Genomic DNA, 14,040 nt, shown 5'->3' with positions numbered 1-14,040 from the left:
GTGGCCGCGAAGGCCGGGAGCCAATTTCCTACAGCCCTTGCTTCACACCCGGTTCGGGGTCTAATTGGTGGATGGAACTGATGATGCCCACCGACTCGGTGTTTCTGCTGGGCGAATCCCGTGAGCACCCCATGCACGTCGGTGGCTTGTCGTTGTTCGAGCCGCCGGAGGGCGCCGGCCCGGAGTTCGTCCGGGAGTTCACCGACGCCCTGATTGCCAACGACGAATTCCAGCCCACATTCCGGAAGCACCCCGCCACGATCATGGGTGGGATAGCCCCCATGGCCTGGGCCTACGACGACGAGGTCGACGTCGACTACCACGTGCGGCGCTCGGCGCTCGCGTCGCCGGGCCGGGTCCGCGAACTGCTGGAGCTGACCTCCAGACTGCACACCGGCCTCCTCGACCGGCACCGCCCGCTGTGGGAGCTGTACGTGGTGGAGGGGCTGACCGACGGCCGGTTCGCCATGTACAGCAAGATGCATCACGCGCTCATCGATGGTGTTTCGGCGATGAAGCTGATGCAGCGCGCGTTGTCGAACGATCCCGACGACGACGAGATCCGGGCGATCTGGAGCCTGCCCAAACCGCAACGCAAGTCCAGCCCCACCTCCCGCCTGAGCTCGCTGGTCAAGACGGCGGGATCCGTTGCGGCACTGGCTCCTTCGACGGTGTCGCTGGCGCGCGCCGCGCTGTTCGAGCAGCAGCTGACGCTGCCGTTCGGGGCCCCGCGCACCATGCTGAACGTCAAGATCGGCGGCGCCCGGCGGTGCGCGGCGCAGTCGTGGTCGTTGGAGCGCATCAGGAACGTCAAGAAGGCCGCGGGCGCCACCCTCAACGACGTCGTCCTGACGATGTGCTCCGGGGCGCTGCGCTACTACCTGCTGGAGCAGAACGCGCTGCCGGACACGCCGCTGCTCGCGATGGTTCCGGTGAGCCTGCGCAAGCCGGACGAGGCCGACGCCGGCGGCAACCTCGTCGGGGCCATCCTGTGCAACCTGGCCACCGACGCCGAGGATCCCGCCAAGCGGCTCGCGACCGTCAGCGAGTCGATGCGCAACAACAAGAAGGTGTTCTCCCAGCTGCCGCGGATGCAGGCGCTGGCGCTGTCCGCGATGAACATGGGTTCGCTGGCCCTGGCGGCGGTTCCGGGTTGGGTGTCGTCGACGTCGCCGCCGTTCAACCTGGTCATCTCGAACGTGCCGGGACCCAACGAGCAGATGTACTACGGCGGCGCCCGGCTGGACGGCAGCTACCCGTTGTCGGCGATCCTGGACGGCCAGGCGCTGAACATCACCCTGGTCAGCAACGCCGACAACCTCGACTTCGGCTTGGTCGGATGCCGGCGCAGCGTGCCGCACCTGCAGCACCTGCTGGCGCACCTGGAGTCGTCGCTCAAAGACCTGGAACGCGCCGTCGGAGTCTGAGTAGTCCTTGAAAACACATGGGCCCAAACTCAGCGCCGGTGTGCTGTTGTACCGGGTTCGCGCGGGCGTCGTCGAAGTCCTCATCGTGCATCCGGGTGGCCCGTTTTGGGCCCGCAAGGACGACGGGGCCTGGTCGATTCCGAAGGGCGAGTACAGCGAGGGCGAAGACCCCTGGGCGGCCGCGCTGCGGGAGTTCTCCGAAGAGCTCGGGCTGACGGCGCCGCCCGGGCCGCGCATCGACCTCGGCCAGCTGAAACAGCCCGGCGGCAAGGTGGTTACGGTTTTCGGCGTGCAGGGCGATCTCGACGTCACCGACACGCGCAGCAACACCTTCGAACTCGAGTGGCCGAAGGGCTCGGGCAGGTTGCGGGAGTTTCCCGAGGTCGACCGGGTCGGCTGGTTCCCGGTGGCGCGGGCACGCACCAAGCTGCTCAAGGGGCAGCGGGAGTTTCTCGATCGATTGATGGCCCAGCCGGCGTTGGCCGGCCTACCCGAAGGGAATTGAAATGCAGACACTGCGCACCCCCGGCGAACGGTTCGACAATCTGCCCGAATTCCCCTACGCCCCAAGGTATTGCGACATACCGGACGACGACGGCGGTGCGCTCCGGGTCGCCTGGGTGGAAGACGGCCCGGACAGCGCCGACCCCGTCCTGATGTTGCACGGGGAACCCTCGTGGTCGTACCTGTACCGCAAGATGATTCCGATCCTCGCCGGCGCCGGGCATCGCGTCGTCTGCCCCGATCTGGTGGGGTTCGGCCGTTCGGACAAGCCGACCCGCCGCGCAGACCACAGCTACGCCCGCCACGTCGAGTGGATGCGCGCGCTGGCCTTCGATGTGCTCGACCTGCACAACGTGACCCTGGTAGGCCAGGATTGGGGCGGCCTGATCGGGTTGCGGCTGGCCGCAGAGCATCCCGAACGGTTCGCGCGCCTGGTCGTCGCCAACACCGGACTGCCCAACGGCGAGCAGCCGATGGCCGAGGTCTGGTGGCGCTTCCGGGAGGCCATCACGACGGCCCCGAAACTGGACATCGGCGCGTTCGTCCAGGGCGGTTGTCGCCGGCCGATGAGCGACGACGTGCGCGCGGCCTACGACGCGCCGTTCCCCGACGACGAATACTGCGCGGGACCGCGCGCCATGCCCGGCCTGGTGCCGACGTCGCCGGACGATCCCGCGTCGGCGGCCAACAAGGCGGCGTGGGCGAAGCTGTCGGTGAGCCCGACCCCGATGCTGGTCGCCTTCAGCGACAGCGACCCGATCACCGGGCCGATGGGCGAGATCTTCCGGCACGCGATGCGCGGCGCGCAGGGCATCGACCACCCGCTGATTCGCGACGCCGGACACTTCCTGCAGGAGGACGCCGGCGAAGAGCTGGCCAACCACATCGTCGAATTCCTGCGCCGCTAGGGCTTTCTGTGGCAGCGGGCAGAATGTAGGGATGACGACCGCGCCCCCGCAGCCCGCCGAGCCCGCCGTGAAAGCCGACCCGCAGAAGTTGCTGGTGCAGCTGCTGGATCCGGCCAATCGCGCTGACCCGTACGGGCTGTGCGCCCGGATTCGGGACCACGGACCGGTGGTGGTGCCCAACGCCAACATGGTCGTCTTCGCGACGTACCGCGATTGCGACGAGGTGCTGCGGCACCCGTCGTCGAGCAGTGACCGCGCGAAGTCGGTGATCGGGGAGCAGCGGATCGAGGCGCAGAGCCAGGCGCTGATCGAGGCCGGCGTCGAGCCGCCCCAGTCGATTCCGCCGGGATTCCTGTTCCTCGACCCGCCCGATCACACCCGGCTGCGCAAGCTGGTCAGCAAGGCGTTCGCGCCGAAGGTGGTCAACGCGCTGCAGCCCGACATCCGCGCGCTGGTGGACGGATTGCTCGACGGGATCGCCGAGCGGGGCCGGTTCGACGTCGTCGAGGACTTCGCCTACCCGCTGCCCGTCGCGGTCATCTGCCGGCTGCTCGGCGTCCCGCTGGAGGACGAGCCGAAGTTCAGCCGGGCGTCGGCGCTGCTGGCGCAGGCGTTGGACCCGTTCGTCACCGTGACCGGCGCGCCGTCGGACGGTCTGCAGGAGCGGTTGCAGGCCGGCATGTGGCTGCGCGAATACCTGCGCGGGCTGGTCGAGCGGCGCCGATCGCGGCCCGGCGACGACCTGATGTCGGGGCTGGTCGCGGTCGAGGAGTCCGGCGATCAGCTGACCGAGGACGAGATCATCTCGACCTGCGTGCTGCTGCTGGTGGCCGGTCACGAGACCACGGTGAACCTGATCGGGAACGCCATCCTGGCGATGCTGCGCCAGCCGTCGCAGTGGGCGGCGCTGGGCGCCGACGCCGCTCGTGCCCCCGCTGTGATCGAGGAGACCCTGCGCTTCGACCCGCCGGTGCAGCTGGTCGCCCGGATTGCCGCGCAGGACATGACAATTGGGGGAATCGACGTGCCGGCCCGCGACGTGATGATGCTGCTGCTGGCCGCGGCCCACCGGGATCCCGCCGAGTACGACCGACCGGATGCTTTCGACCCGGATCGGACGACGTTGCGGCACTTGGGATTTGGCCGCGGGGCGCATTATTGTCTGGGCGCGCCGCTGGCGCGGCTGGAGGCCGGCGCGGCGCTATCGGCGGTGACGGCGCGGTTCCCGAACGCGCGGCTGGACAGCGAGCCGCAGTACAAGACGAACATCACGCTGCGCGGGTTGTCGAGCCTGACCGTGGCGGTCTGATTCAGCCCAGGCCCGGCAGGATGTCGCCCAGGCTGAACGTGACGGGCTGCTCGAGCTGTTCGTAGGTGCACGAGCGGGGATCGCGGTCGGGGCGCCACCGGTTGAACTGCGCGGTGTGACGGAACCGCCGCCCTTCCATGTGGTCGTAGCGCACCTCGACGACCCGCTCGGGCCGCAGCGGCACGAACGACAGATCCTTGCCGGCGTTCCACCGGGAGAACTCGTTCTTGCGCGGCGTGCGCTCGCCGGCCTCGTGGGCCGCCCAGTTCCACGGGTGGTCGTCGAAGCTGGTGACCAGCGGCTGCAGCTCGGTGAACAGCCGTCGTCGCTCGGCCATCGGGAAGGCGCCGATCACCCCGACCGACGCCAGCTGGCCGTCGTCCTGGTAGAGCCCGAGCAGCAGCGACCCGATCGCGTCGCCGCCGGATTTGTGGACCCGATACCCGGCGACCACGCAGTCGGCCGTCCGCTCGTGCTTGACCTTGAACATGACGCGCTTGTCCGGCTGGTAGGTGATGGTCAGCGGCTTGGCGACGACGCCGTCGAGGCCGGCCCCCTCGAACTCCTCGAACCACTGCCGCGCGGTGCGCAGGTCGGTGGTGGCCGGCGTGACGTGAAACGACGGCCCGGAATCGGCCAGGGCGTCGACGAGGGCGGCGCGCCGCTCGCTGAACGGCCGCTGCGTGTAGTCGTCGTCGCCCAGCGCGAGCAGGTCGAACGCGATGAAGGCGGCCGGCGTCTTCTCGGCGAGCATCCGCACCCGCGAATCGGCCGGATGGATCCGCTGCTGCAGCGCCTCGAAGTCCAGGCCGTGGTCGGTGGCGATGACGATCTCGCCGTCGATCACGCAGCGCCCCGGCAGCTCGGCCCGCACCGCCGCGACCAGCTCGGGGAAATAGCGGGTCATCGGCCGCTCGTTTCGGCTGCCCAGCTCGACCTCGTCGTGGTCGCGGAAGCAGATGGACCTGAACCCATCCCACTTCGGCTCGTACGATGCGTCCGGCGGGATCGACGGCACCGATTTGGCCAGCATCGGCGAGACCGGCGGCAGCACGGGCAAGTCCATTAGGACATTGTGGCCCGCGGCGTGCTGGAATCTTGGTGTGGCCGCCCCAGCAGAAGAGCTCGACGTCGACGGCATCGCGGTTCGGCTGACCAATCCGGACAGGATCTACTTCCCCAGGCTCGGGTCGAACGGCACCAAGCGGCGGCTCGTCGAGTACTACCTGGCCGTCGCGGGCGGGCCGATGCTGGACGCGCTGCGCGACCGGCCCACCCACCTGCAGCGCTTCCCGGAGGGCATCGACGGCGAGGAGATCTATCAGAAGCGGGTGCCGCAGCATCATCCCGACTACCTCGAGACCTGCCGGGTGACATTCCCGTCGGGACGAACCGCCGACGCGCTGAAGGTGACCCACGCCGCGGCGATCGTGTGGGCCGCGCAGATGGGCACCGTCACGCTGCACCCGTGGCAGGTGCGCTGCCCGGACACCGAGCACCCCGACGAGCTGCGCGTCGACCTGGACCCGCAGCCCGGCGTCGCGTTCGAACAGGCGCGCACGGTGGCGGTCGACGTGCTGCGTCCGCTGCTCGACGAACTCGGTCTGGTCGGATATGCCAAGACGTCCGGGGGCCGCGGGGTGCACGTGTTCCTGCGGATCGCCACCGAGTGGGACTTCGTCCAGGTGCGACGGGCGGGCATCGCGCTGGCCCGCGAGGTCGAGCGCCGCGCGCCGGACGCGGTCACCACCTCGTGGTGGAAGGAGGAGCGCGGCAAGCGCATCTTCATCGACTTCAACCAGAACGCCCGGGACCGCACCATGGCGTCGGCGTATTCGGTGCGGCCCACCCCCATCGCGACCGTGTCGATGCCGCTGACGTGGGACGAGCTGGCGGTCGCCGAGCCCGACGACTACACCATGGCGACGGTGCCCGATCTGGTGAATGGGCGTGACGACCCTTGGGCCGCAATGGATTCGGTTGCCCAGTCCATCGCGCCGCTGCTGGAGATGGCCGCAGCCGACGAGCGGCGCGGGCTCGGCGACATGCCGTACCCGCCGAACTACCCCAAGATGCCTGGCGAACCGAAACGCGTTCAGCCGAGCCGGGATACGGACTTGAAGAGGAACAATTGATGATCGGGTACACCTGCGCGGGTTGCGGCGTCAAAGCCCGCTGGTCATACGTTGGTTGGCCGGATCGACGACGGTGGGCCGCGGCGGCGGTCACGACGATGGCGAGGATCGCCGGCCTAAGCAATCGGCATCCGACGGCCGCTTTGGCGTTGGTGGTGCCGGGCACGCTCATCGTCTTCGCCGCGGTGGCCACGTACCCACTCGTGTTCGTGCCACTGGTGCTTCTCGCCTGCGCGGCTCTGGTGGCGGCGGTCCACCACGAGGAAACCCGAAACGAGGAGCGCGGGCGCGACCCCGCCTGTCCGCGCACGGACTGCCCCGACACGCGCCGGAGGACACAAAGCGCCCGCGGCTGAAACGAACTAGAGCTGCCGCGTCAGGGAAATTCCGTGCGGCGCGTGCAAAACAGCAGATTCGCGAACACGATCGGCTGGCTCACCTGTACGGCCACCGTCACCACCTCGTAGTCCGGCAACCGGTGCACACCTATTCCCGGGATCGCTTTCAAGACGCCGACCCAATGCGCTTGATCATCGCGGTTCGTGGCGGCATACAGCTTCATGTCCGACGCGCAGAACGGGAACAGCTCGCCGGCGGCGACCGCTTCGGCGATCGCCGCCGCGACGCCCGGTGTTTCCGTCATCCGGTAATCGTCCAGGCTGATCACGCCCCGCGGGCCGGTGTGCTCGACCGCCAGCTTGATGTCGCCCCTGACGCAGTGATAGTTGTGGCAGCCGTCGATGTGGGTGAAGCGCACGGGCGGTAGCTCGGTCAACTGCGCCGAGTCGCAGATCCTGACGTCGAGTTGTTGGCGGCTGTGATAACGATCCCAATACCGGTAGAACTCCGCAACATCCAGGCCGGCATAGGTTTCCCGGTGCTCGGCGGTGATGTCTTCGTGCGCCATCACCCTGTCGAACAGATCGCACGCGATGAGGCGCTCGTCGGGGCGCAGGCCGCAGCCCATCAATATGGCTGATTTGCCCCGGAAGACCCCGATCTCCAGCATTTGCCCGGCGACTCCGCTGTCGAGCTGGTGGGCCAGGATGAGGTCGAACAGCATGAAGTCCGCCAGGTAAAAGAAGCCGGGGATTTCGGCGCACCCGCGCGCGTATTGTGCGGCAGTCTCAAGCGTCGGCAAACCGTTTGGCCCCGCGAGCATGCTGGAAGGGTACAGCCCGCGCCAACGGCACGCTCGGAACCTCAAACCGGCTTCGAGAGTGAAGGATTGGTAGCTGGAAGGTTAACGGCTACCGGCGAAGCCATATTGCGCTACATTTGCCGCGATGAAATTTGCGCTGGCAACCTTGGGAAGCCGAGGCGATGTCGAGCCGTACGCAGCCGTCGGTCGAGAGCTGCAGCGCCGAGGTCATGAAGTCTGCCTGGGGGTCCCGCCCAGCTACCTTGGCTTTGTCGAGTCGGTGGGGCTTACTGCGGTTCCCCACGGCGAGAATTTGGTCCGCAAATTCCCGATGATGCCGAACCCCATCAGCGTGATGTGGGAAATCGTGCGGGACGTCACCCAGTTCTGGCCGGAGGTCGCCACGGCGCTGACGTCGCTGGCGGACGGTGCCGACCTGCTGTTGGCGGACCCAAGCCAACAGGGGCTGGCCGCCAATGTTGGGGAGTACTACGACATTCCGCTCGCTACGCTGCACTTCTACCCGATAGAGCCCAGCATCGCGGATTGGAATATCACCAAAGAGGCCGAAGACGCCCACCGCCGGACACTGGGCCTGCAGGAGAAGACGGCACCGTCGACACCGCAATGGCTGGAGATCCAGGCCTACGACGAGCTGTTCTTTCCCGGGCTGGCGGCCGAATGGTCGAAGCACGACCTCCGACGGCCCTTCGTTGGCGGGCTGACGCTGCAATTGCCGGTGGATGCCGACGACGAGGTCGCCTCGTGGACCGCCGCGGGAACGCCGCCGATCTACTTCGGCTTCGGCAGCGTGCGAGTCGCGTCTCCCGCCGAACTGGTCGCGATCATCGCCGCGGCTTGCGCGCAGTTGGGCGAACGGGCGCTGATCTGCAGTGGCGCAAGCGATTTCACCGATGTCCCAACTTTCGACCACGTGAAGATTGTGGGCTCGGTGAATCACTCGGCCATCTTTCCCGCTTGCCGCGCGGTCGTCCACCACGGGGGCCCCGGCACCACGTTCGCCGGCATCCGGGCCGGAAAGCCTACGTTGATCCTCTGGGTCTCGGTCGATCAGCCGATGTGGGCGGCCGCGGTCACCCAACTGGAAATCGGCGCGGGGCGGCCATTCTTCGAAACCACCCAGAAGGCGCTGGTCGCGGATCTGCGGTCCATCCTCACTCCGCGCTGCGCCACTCGAACCCGTGAGGTCGCCGCCCTAATGACCACACCCGCCGAAAGCGCTGCCGCCGCCGCCGATCTCCTGGAAGACGCCGCCCGCCGCGGTCGCTGATCGAAATGCCGCCCCAATCAATGCGATTGAGGCGGCCATCCCGTCTACCGCACGCCGAACTCAGAAGCCCGGCGGATGCGGCGCTCCAGGCGGCGGCGGTCCCACCGGGCCATGCGGCGGTGGCGCAAACGGTCCACCGGGACCACCCGGCCCGAGCGGCGGCGGCGGTCCGGGCTGTCCGGGTGGCGGCGGTGGCGGCGGGGGATCGGCACTCGCGACGGCTATGCCGAAGCCCGCCGCGCTGATGCCTAAGACGCCTGCGAGTAGCGAACCGGCGATTACCTGTTTGATCTTCATAGTTCTTTCTCCTATCTGTTTGTCGGGCCGACTGGAGGCTGGGACGCACCGGGTTCCGGGAGTTGCGGGCGGCCCGCTGGCGGGGGCGGAGCGAAGGCCGGCCCGGGCGGCGGTGGCGGACCCCAACCCGGTGGAACCGCCCATCCCGGTGGTGGCGGCGGTGGCGGCATGCCGAAGGGCCCGGGCGGGGGTCCCCAGGGCATCGGAAGCAACAGCGCGGTCACGATCGCGCCCACGGCCAGGCCCGCCACGCCGGCGCCGACCGCGACGCCGACGGGATGTCGTCGCAAGACGGATGGTGTCGAGCCCGTCGGCTTCTCGGGTGTGCTGTGTAATGGTTGGTCGTCGGCCATGGCCCCTCCAAGTTGTGTGAAACGTTGCGATGCCGGCGAAGCTAGGAAGCGAATCTGAAACCAACCTGAAGACATCGCGTCGCGGCCGGGTTTCTTCAGGTTGGTTTCAGGAAGCGGCCGAGAATGAAGGAATGCGCGACCGTTACGAATCCCACCGACCGCCGCGGCGCGCGGGGAAACACGAGGCCCGCACGGGCGCCGCGGCGCGGGTGCTGGTCGTCGAGGACTCCGAGACGATCCGCGAAATGGTCGGCGAGGCGTTGACGGACGCCGGGTACCTCACCGCCGCCCGGCCGGACGGTGCCGGGCTGGAAGACGTTTTGGAGGGGTTTCGCCCCGACCTGGTGGTGCTGGATGTGATGATGCCCGGGCGCGACGGGTTCGAGCTGATTGATGTCATCCGCGACTGGGGCCAGACCGGAATCGTGTTACTCACCGCCCGCGACGGGCTGCCCGACCGGCTGCGTGGGCTCGACGGCGGGGCCGACGATTACGTGGTCAAACCCTTCGAATTGGCCGAGCTGATCTCGCGGGTCGGCGCTGTGCTGCGGCGCCGCGGCCGGTTACCCGCCGTTGTTCAATGCGGCGACCTGACGTTGGACCTCGACGCCTCGGTCGCCGCGCGCGCGGGATCACCGCTGGATCTGACCGCCACCGAACTGCGGCTGCTCGGTTTCCTGGTCGAGCAGCGCGGCCGCATCGTGAGTACCGGGCAGATCCTGAACGCCATCTGGGGCTATGACGCCTACGACGCCAACCTGGTGCATGTCCACATCAGCGGGTTGCGCCGCAAACTAGAGGCCCACGGGCCCCGCATCCTGCAGACCGTGCGTGGCATCGGCTACCGACTGCAACCGATCCGGCAGTGAACGAGCAACCCGCTCCGGCATTGCCGCATACCAGAACACCCTCGCTGCGCAGGCGGGTGGCGCTGATGGTCCTCGGTGTGCTCAGCGTCCTTTTGTTGGTGCTGGGCATCACCATCGATGTTCTGCTGGGCGTGCAGACCCGCCGCGATCTGCACGATCGACTGATGGCCACCGCGACCCGCGCCGACGCGCTTGCCGCTGCCAACGTCCCGCCCGATCGGCTGGTGGCACAGCTCGAGGGAGGTGGGATCCGCGCACTGCTCGTCGCCGCGGACGGAACCACTCACGGTGACCCCGCCATCCGGCCCGACACGATCAGCGGGCCCACGGTGCCGCCGCCGGGACCACCACCGGGCTGGCCGGTACCACCGCCGGGCTGGCCGGCGCCACCGCCGGGCTGGCCCCCACCGCCACCGCCGGGCGCGCCACCGGACGCCACCGCCACCGTTGTGGTGCACCCGCTGAAGTCCGGAGGGCGGGTGATCCTGGTCGCCGACACCACCCAAACCACCGCGTTGATCCGGCGGCTCCGCGAGGTCTTGGTGGCCGGGGGCCTCATCACGCTGCTGGTGGCCGGTCTCCTGGTCACCGCCGTTACCCGCACCGCTCTGCGGCCTCTTGATCGGCTCACCTCCCTCGCGCGATCGATCACCACCGGCGACCGTGGTCAGCGACTACGGCCCGACCGTGGTGACACCGAATTAGGCCGCGCGGCAGCGGCTTTCGACGGAATGCTCGACGCGTTGGAGGCCTCCGAACAACGTGCCCGCCAATTCCTCGCCGACGCCGCCCACGAACTGCGTACCCCCATCGCCGGTATCGGCGCCGCCGCCGAGCAACTGCTGGGGGCCGCCGCCCAGGATGGTGAAGGCGTGCGCGCGAAAGCCCAATACCGCCGCGCGGCATTGCTTTTGGCCGAGTCCCGCCGGGCCGGTCGATTGGTCTCCGACATGCTCGACCTGAGCCGCATCGATTCCGGTGTGACATTGAACCTCTCCGATATCGACCTCGTCGAGATCGCCGACGCCGAATGCGAGCGAGCGGCCATGCTCTCTCCGGACATCACCATCACCCGCACCGGTGAGCCGACCCTGCCCGCCCGCGCCGACCACACCAGGGTTGCCCAGATCCTGTCGAATCTCGTTGATAACGCCCGCCGCCACACCCCACCCGGCGGGCACATCGTGATCGACGTGCGCCACGCCAACCATTCCGCCGAATTAACCGTCACCGACTCGGGCCTCGGGATCCCAGACTCCGATCGTGAGCGAATCTTTGACCGGCTCGTCCGTCTCGATGCCGCCCGCGACCGCGACCACGGTGGCGCCGGGCTCGGCCTGCCAATCGCCCGGGCGCTGGCCCGTGCTCACCACGGAGAGCTCGCCTGTGTGCCCAACGATCCGGGAGCGCGCTTCCGGCTCACCTTGCCGCTGCCGCAGTAATGCCTCGTCTTCAGCTCAACCTTGATCCTGCTACCGATACCCGCCATGAACCTGGGTTCGCCGACGCGCGGCTTGACGCACCTTCGCGACCGGCGTCGCGAGGAGCCCCACGAGCGCACCCGCCAGGCCCGCGACGGGTGCGGCCGGCAACGACCCCGACAGCACGAAATAGCCGAACGCCACGCTGACCGAGAGCAAAGCCACTCGCAGGGGCGTCCAGTGCGCCGTTGACGGCAGCTGAAACGAAAGCCGGATGCCCAGCAGCAGCGCCAGGATGTGACCGAACGCGGTGAAGTCGGCTCCCAGGGCCGCGATCACCGCCACGCCAAGCCACCAACCGATCCAGACCGCCCGCCAGCGCGACGGTATCGATGCCGTCAGCGCGCCCAGCACGCACACCGCGCCGTAACTGACGCCCACGTCGCTGGCCCGCGCAACCGACGTCGGCAGCCATCCCGCCTTCAGCGCGGCTGCCAGCCCCGCCGCGACCATCAGCGTCGCACCGATGTGACCGACGGCGAATGCAACGACCAAATCCCTGCTGCACCATAACAATTCGCCCAGCGCAAGCAGGCACACCAGGCCCGGCAGCCAGGCATAGACGGCGCCGCTGTCGTCGACGAACGCGCTGCCGACCAAGGTGCCCATGTGGCCGTGCCGCAGGTTGTGCAAGTTGGTGCTCATCCGGCTCACCGCGGCATCGCGCGCATGCGGACCCAGCATCGTCAGCGTCAGCGAGACCCCGATCAGCAACGCCGCGTACGCCACCGTGACACGCAATCGCGCGGCCGTGCGCGCGAGGGACCACCGCGTCGGACGCAGTTCGAGGAGCGCCATACAACAACGATGCGGGTGTGCCACCGGATCGGGCGCGTTCTTAACGAAGCTTTCACACGCGTGTGATTAATCTTCACGGTTTCAGACCGCTCGCGCGCAAATCTGCGCGTTTTCGCCGATGTTTTGCTGCACCCCGCCATCGCATGCTGGCTAGCATGAGCGAGATTGATCCACGTGCGGACGCGCCGCTGGTGGAGTGGAGCGAACTTGACGTGAGCGGGCTTTTGCCGACGGGCACGGTGACGTTGCTGCTGGCCGATGTCGAGGGCTCGACGCGGCTGTGGGAGACCCAGCCGGATGAGATGGCCGAGGCGCTCGCCCGCTTCAACAACGTCGTGTCCGACGTCATCGCGGCGCATGGTGGTGTGCGCCCGGTCGAACAGGGTGAGGGCGACAGCTTTGTGGCCGCATTCGCCCGGGCGTCAGACGCGGTGGCCGCCGCCCTGGAGTTGCAGCGCGCGCCGCTGGCGCCGATAAGGTTGCGGATCGGTGTGCACACCGGCGAAATCCAGCTGCGCGACGAGGGCAACTACGCCGGCCCGACGATCAACCGGACGGCGCGGCTGCGCGACCTGGGGCACGGGGGCCAAACGCTGCTGTCCGGCGCGGCCGAACAAATGGTGGTCGATCGGCTTCCGGCCGGGGCATGGGTGACGGACCTCGGAACCCACCAGCTTCGTGATCTGCCTCGGCCCGAGCGGGTGGTGCAGTTGTGCCATCCCGACCTGGTCAACGAGTTCCCACCGCTTCGTGTGCCCAAAGCCGCTGTCTCCCAGCGCCTTCCGGTCCAATTGACCAGCTTCGTCGGCCGTGACGCCGAGCTGGCCCAGGTGCGGGAGCTGCTGGCCGGCAACCGGTTGGTGACCCTGACGGGAGCCGGCGGGGTGGGCAAGACCCGGCTGGCGGTCGAGATCGCGTCGCGGTTGGCCGGCGAATTCGCCGACGGGGTCTGGTACGTGGACCTGGCGCCGATCACCGATCCCGACGTCGTGCCGATCGCGGTGGCCCGCTCGCTCGGGCTGCCCGACCAACCGGGCCGTTCCACGCTGGACACGCTCAGCCGGTTCGTCGCCGACCGTTACATGCTGGTGGTGTTGGACAACTGCGAGCACCTGCTGGACGCGAGCGCATCGCTGGTCGTCGCCCTCCTCGGCGCCGCCGAGAAGGTGACGTTCCTGGCGACCAGCCGCGAGGCGATCGGGGTGGCCGGTGAGGTGGGCTGGCGGATGCCGTCACTGTCGCTGACCGACGAGGCCATCGAGTTGTTTGCCGACCGGGCCCGGCACGCCCGGCCGGATTTCGTCGTCACCGACGACAATGCCGCGGCCGTGGCGGAGATCTGCACACGCCTCGATGGCTTGCCGCTGGCGATCGAGCTCGCCGCGGCGCGGGTGCGTGCGTTGTCGCTGACCGAGATCGTCGACAGCCTGCACGACCGGTTCCGGCTGCTGACCGGGGGTTCGCGCACCGCGGTGCGCCGCCAGCAGACCCTGCGCGCGTCGGTGGACTGGTCGCACGCGCTGTTGA

General features: G+C 68.5%; 13 protein-coding genes and 1 pseudogene. 10 read left to right on the top strand and 4 right to left on the bottom strand.

Annotated elements, in window-relative coordinates; all coding sequences use genetic code 11:
• Window positions 1-71: 71 nt before the first annotated feature.
• Genes AC5Y6X_RS05665 through AC5Y6X_RS05650 form a run of 4 tightly spaced genes read left to right on the top strand, consistent with a single transcriptional unit; the run spans window position 72 to window position 4,148 of the window.
• Entirely contained in the window at window positions 72-1,427 is a 1,356-nt protein-coding gene (locus tag AC5Y6X_RS05665; RefSeq protein WP_499985068.1) for a WS/DGAT/MGAT family O-acyltransferase, read from the top strand.
• A gap of 7 nt (window positions 1,428-1,434) precedes the next feature.
• The gene (locus AC5Y6X_RS05660; RefSeq protein WP_499985066.1) at window positions 1,435-1,932 is read left to right on the top strand and encodes an NUDIX hydrolase; all 498 of its coding nucleotides are present in this window, start codon (window positions 1,435-1,437) and stop codon (window positions 1,930-1,932) included.
• 1 nt (window position 1,933) lies between these two features.
• Complete coding sequence (locus AC5Y6X_RS05655; RefSeq protein WP_499985064.1) at window positions 1,934-2,839, top strand: haloalkane dehalogenase; 906 nt, start codon at window positions 1,934-1,936, stop codon at window positions 2,837-2,839.
• Window positions 2,840-2,870: 31 nt separating this feature from the next.
• Window positions 2,871-4,148, top strand: a complete 1,278-nt coding sequence (locus AC5Y6X_RS05650; protein WP_499985063.1) for a cytochrome P450 — start codon at window positions 2,871-2,873, stop codon at window positions 4,146-4,148.
• 1 nt (window position 4,149) lies between these two features.
• On the opposite strand, the gene AC5Y6X_RS05645 is transcribed toward AC5Y6X_RS05650, so the two are convergent.
• Complete coding sequence (locus AC5Y6X_RS05645; RefSeq protein WP_499985061.1) at window positions 4,150-5,214, bottom strand: ATP-dependent DNA ligase; 1,065 nt, start codon at window positions 5,212-5,214, stop codon at window positions 4,150-4,152.
• Between the two features lie 37 nt (window positions 5,215-5,251).
• Between AC5Y6X_RS05645 and ligD the strand changes: the two genes are divergently transcribed.
• Entirely contained in the window at window positions 5,252-6,283 is a 1,032-nt protein-coding gene (gene ligD / locus AC5Y6X_RS05640) for a non-homologous end-joining DNA ligase (protein WP_499985060.1), read from the top strand.
• A complete protein-coding gene (locus tag AC5Y6X_RS05635; RefSeq protein WP_499985059.1) occupies window positions 6,283-6,639 on the top strand; it encodes a hypothetical protein in 357 nt (118 codons plus the stop codon). The genes ligD and AC5Y6X_RS05635 overlap by 1 nt, the downstream gene beginning before the upstream one ends.
• 20 nt (window positions 6,640-6,659) lie before the next feature.
• Here the strand turns inward: AC5Y6X_RS05635 and AC5Y6X_RS05630 are convergent, their stop codons facing one another.
• The gene (locus AC5Y6X_RS05630; RefSeq protein WP_499985057.1) at window positions 6,660-7,445 is read right to left on the bottom strand and encodes a class I SAM-dependent methyltransferase; all 786 of its coding nucleotides are present in this window, start codon (window positions 7,443-7,445) and stop codon (window positions 6,660-6,662) included.
• 124 nt (window positions 7,446-7,569) lie between these two features.
• On the opposite strand from AC5Y6X_RS05630, the gene AC5Y6X_RS05625 reads away from it, so the two are divergent.
• Complete coding sequence (locus AC5Y6X_RS05625) at window positions 7,570-8,715, top strand: glycosyltransferase (RefSeq protein ID WP_499985056.1); 1,146 nt, start codon at window positions 7,570-7,572, stop codon at window positions 8,713-8,715.
• 44 nt (window positions 8,716-8,759) lie between these two features.
• On the opposite strand, the gene AC5Y6X_RS05620 is transcribed toward AC5Y6X_RS05625, so the two are convergent.
• Window positions 8,760-8,927: a hypothetical protein gene (locus AC5Y6X_RS05620; protein WP_499985054.1), complete on the bottom strand. Its 168-nt coding sequence runs from the start codon at window positions 8,925-8,927 to the stop codon at window positions 8,760-8,762.
• Window positions 8,928-9,496: 569 nt separating this feature from the next.
• Between AC5Y6X_RS05620 and AC5Y6X_RS05615 the strand changes: the two genes are divergently transcribed.
• Both AC5Y6X_RS05615 and AC5Y6X_RS05610 read left to right on the top strand, forming a co-directional pair.
• Complete coding sequence (locus AC5Y6X_RS05615; protein ID WP_499985053.1) at window positions 9,497-10,234, top strand: response regulator transcription factor; 738 nt, start codon at window positions 9,497-9,499, stop codon at window positions 10,232-10,234.
• A 65-nt stretch (window positions 10,235-10,299) separates the two neighbouring features.
• Window positions 10,300-11,676, top strand: coding sequence for a sensor histidine kinase (locus AC5Y6X_RS05610; RefSeq protein WP_499985260.1), 1,377 nt, complete (start codon window positions 10,300-10,302; stop codon window positions 11,674-11,676).
• A 30-nt stretch (window positions 11,677-11,706) separates the two neighbouring features.
• On the opposite strand, the gene AC5Y6X_RS05605 is transcribed toward AC5Y6X_RS05610, so the two are convergent.
• Window positions 11,707-12,513, bottom strand: a complete 807-nt coding sequence (locus AC5Y6X_RS05605; RefSeq protein WP_499985051.1) for a rhomboid-like protein — start codon at window positions 12,511-12,513, stop codon at window positions 11,707-11,709.
• 143 nt (window positions 12,514-12,656) lie between these two features.
• On the opposite strand from AC5Y6X_RS05605, the pseudogene AC5Y6X_RS05600 reads away from it, so the two are divergent.
• Window positions 12,657-13,664, top strand: a pseudogene (locus tag AC5Y6X_RS05600) (ATP-binding protein); the annotation flags it as partial.
• Between the last annotated feature and the right edge of the window lie 376 nt (window positions 13,665-14,040).

The organism is Mycobacterium sp. NGS26 (assembly GCF_059813025.1).
The sequence above is the reverse complement of the archived record's forward strand: the minus strand, read 5'-3'. Positions and strand labels throughout refer to the sequence as shown.

What these genes read in the sequence shown, in the direction of transcription:
- AC5Y6X_RS05635 (WP_499985059.1), top strand. Translation starts at nt 6,283, where the DNA reads ATGATCGGGTACACCTGCGCGGGTTGCGGCGTCAAAGCCCGCTGGTCA.
- AC5Y6X_RS05615 (WP_499985053.1), top strand. Translation starts at nt 9,497, where the DNA reads ATGCGCGACCGTTACGAATCCCACCGACCGCCGCGGCGCGCGGGGAAA.
- AC5Y6X_RS05625 (WP_499985056.1), top strand. Translation starts at nt 7,570, where the DNA reads ATGAAATTTGCGCTGGCAACCTTGGGAAGCCGAGGCGATGTCGAGCCG.
- AC5Y6X_RS05630 (WP_499985057.1), bottom strand. Translation starts at nt 7,445, where the DNA reads ATGCTCGCGGGGCCAAACGGTTTGCCGACGCTTGAGACTGCCGCACAA.
- AC5Y6X_RS05665 (WP_499985068.1), top strand. Translation starts at nt 72, where the DNA reads ATGGAACTGATGATGCCCACCGACTCGGTGTTTCTGCTGGGCGAATCC.
- AC5Y6X_RS05645 (WP_499985061.1), bottom strand. Translation starts at nt 5,214, where the DNA reads ATGGACTTGCCCGTGCTGCCGCCGGTCTCGCCGATGCTGGCCAAATCG.
- AC5Y6X_RS05610 (WP_499985260.1), top strand. Translation starts at nt 10,300, where the DNA reads ATGGTCCTCGGTGTGCTCAGCGTCCTTTTGTTGGTGCTGGGCATCACC.
- AC5Y6X_RS05650 (WP_499985063.1), top strand. Translation starts at nt 2,871, where the DNA reads ATGACGACCGCGCCCCCGCAGCCCGCCGAGCCCGCCGTGAAAGCCGAC.
- AC5Y6X_RS05605 (WP_499985051.1), bottom strand. Translation starts at nt 12,513, where the DNA reads ATGGCGCTCCTCGAACTGCGTCCGACGCGGTGGTCCCTCGCGCGCACG.
- AC5Y6X_RS05655 (WP_499985064.1), top strand. Translation starts at nt 1,934, where the DNA reads ATGCAGACACTGCGCACCCCCGGCGAACGGTTCGACAATCTGCCCGAA.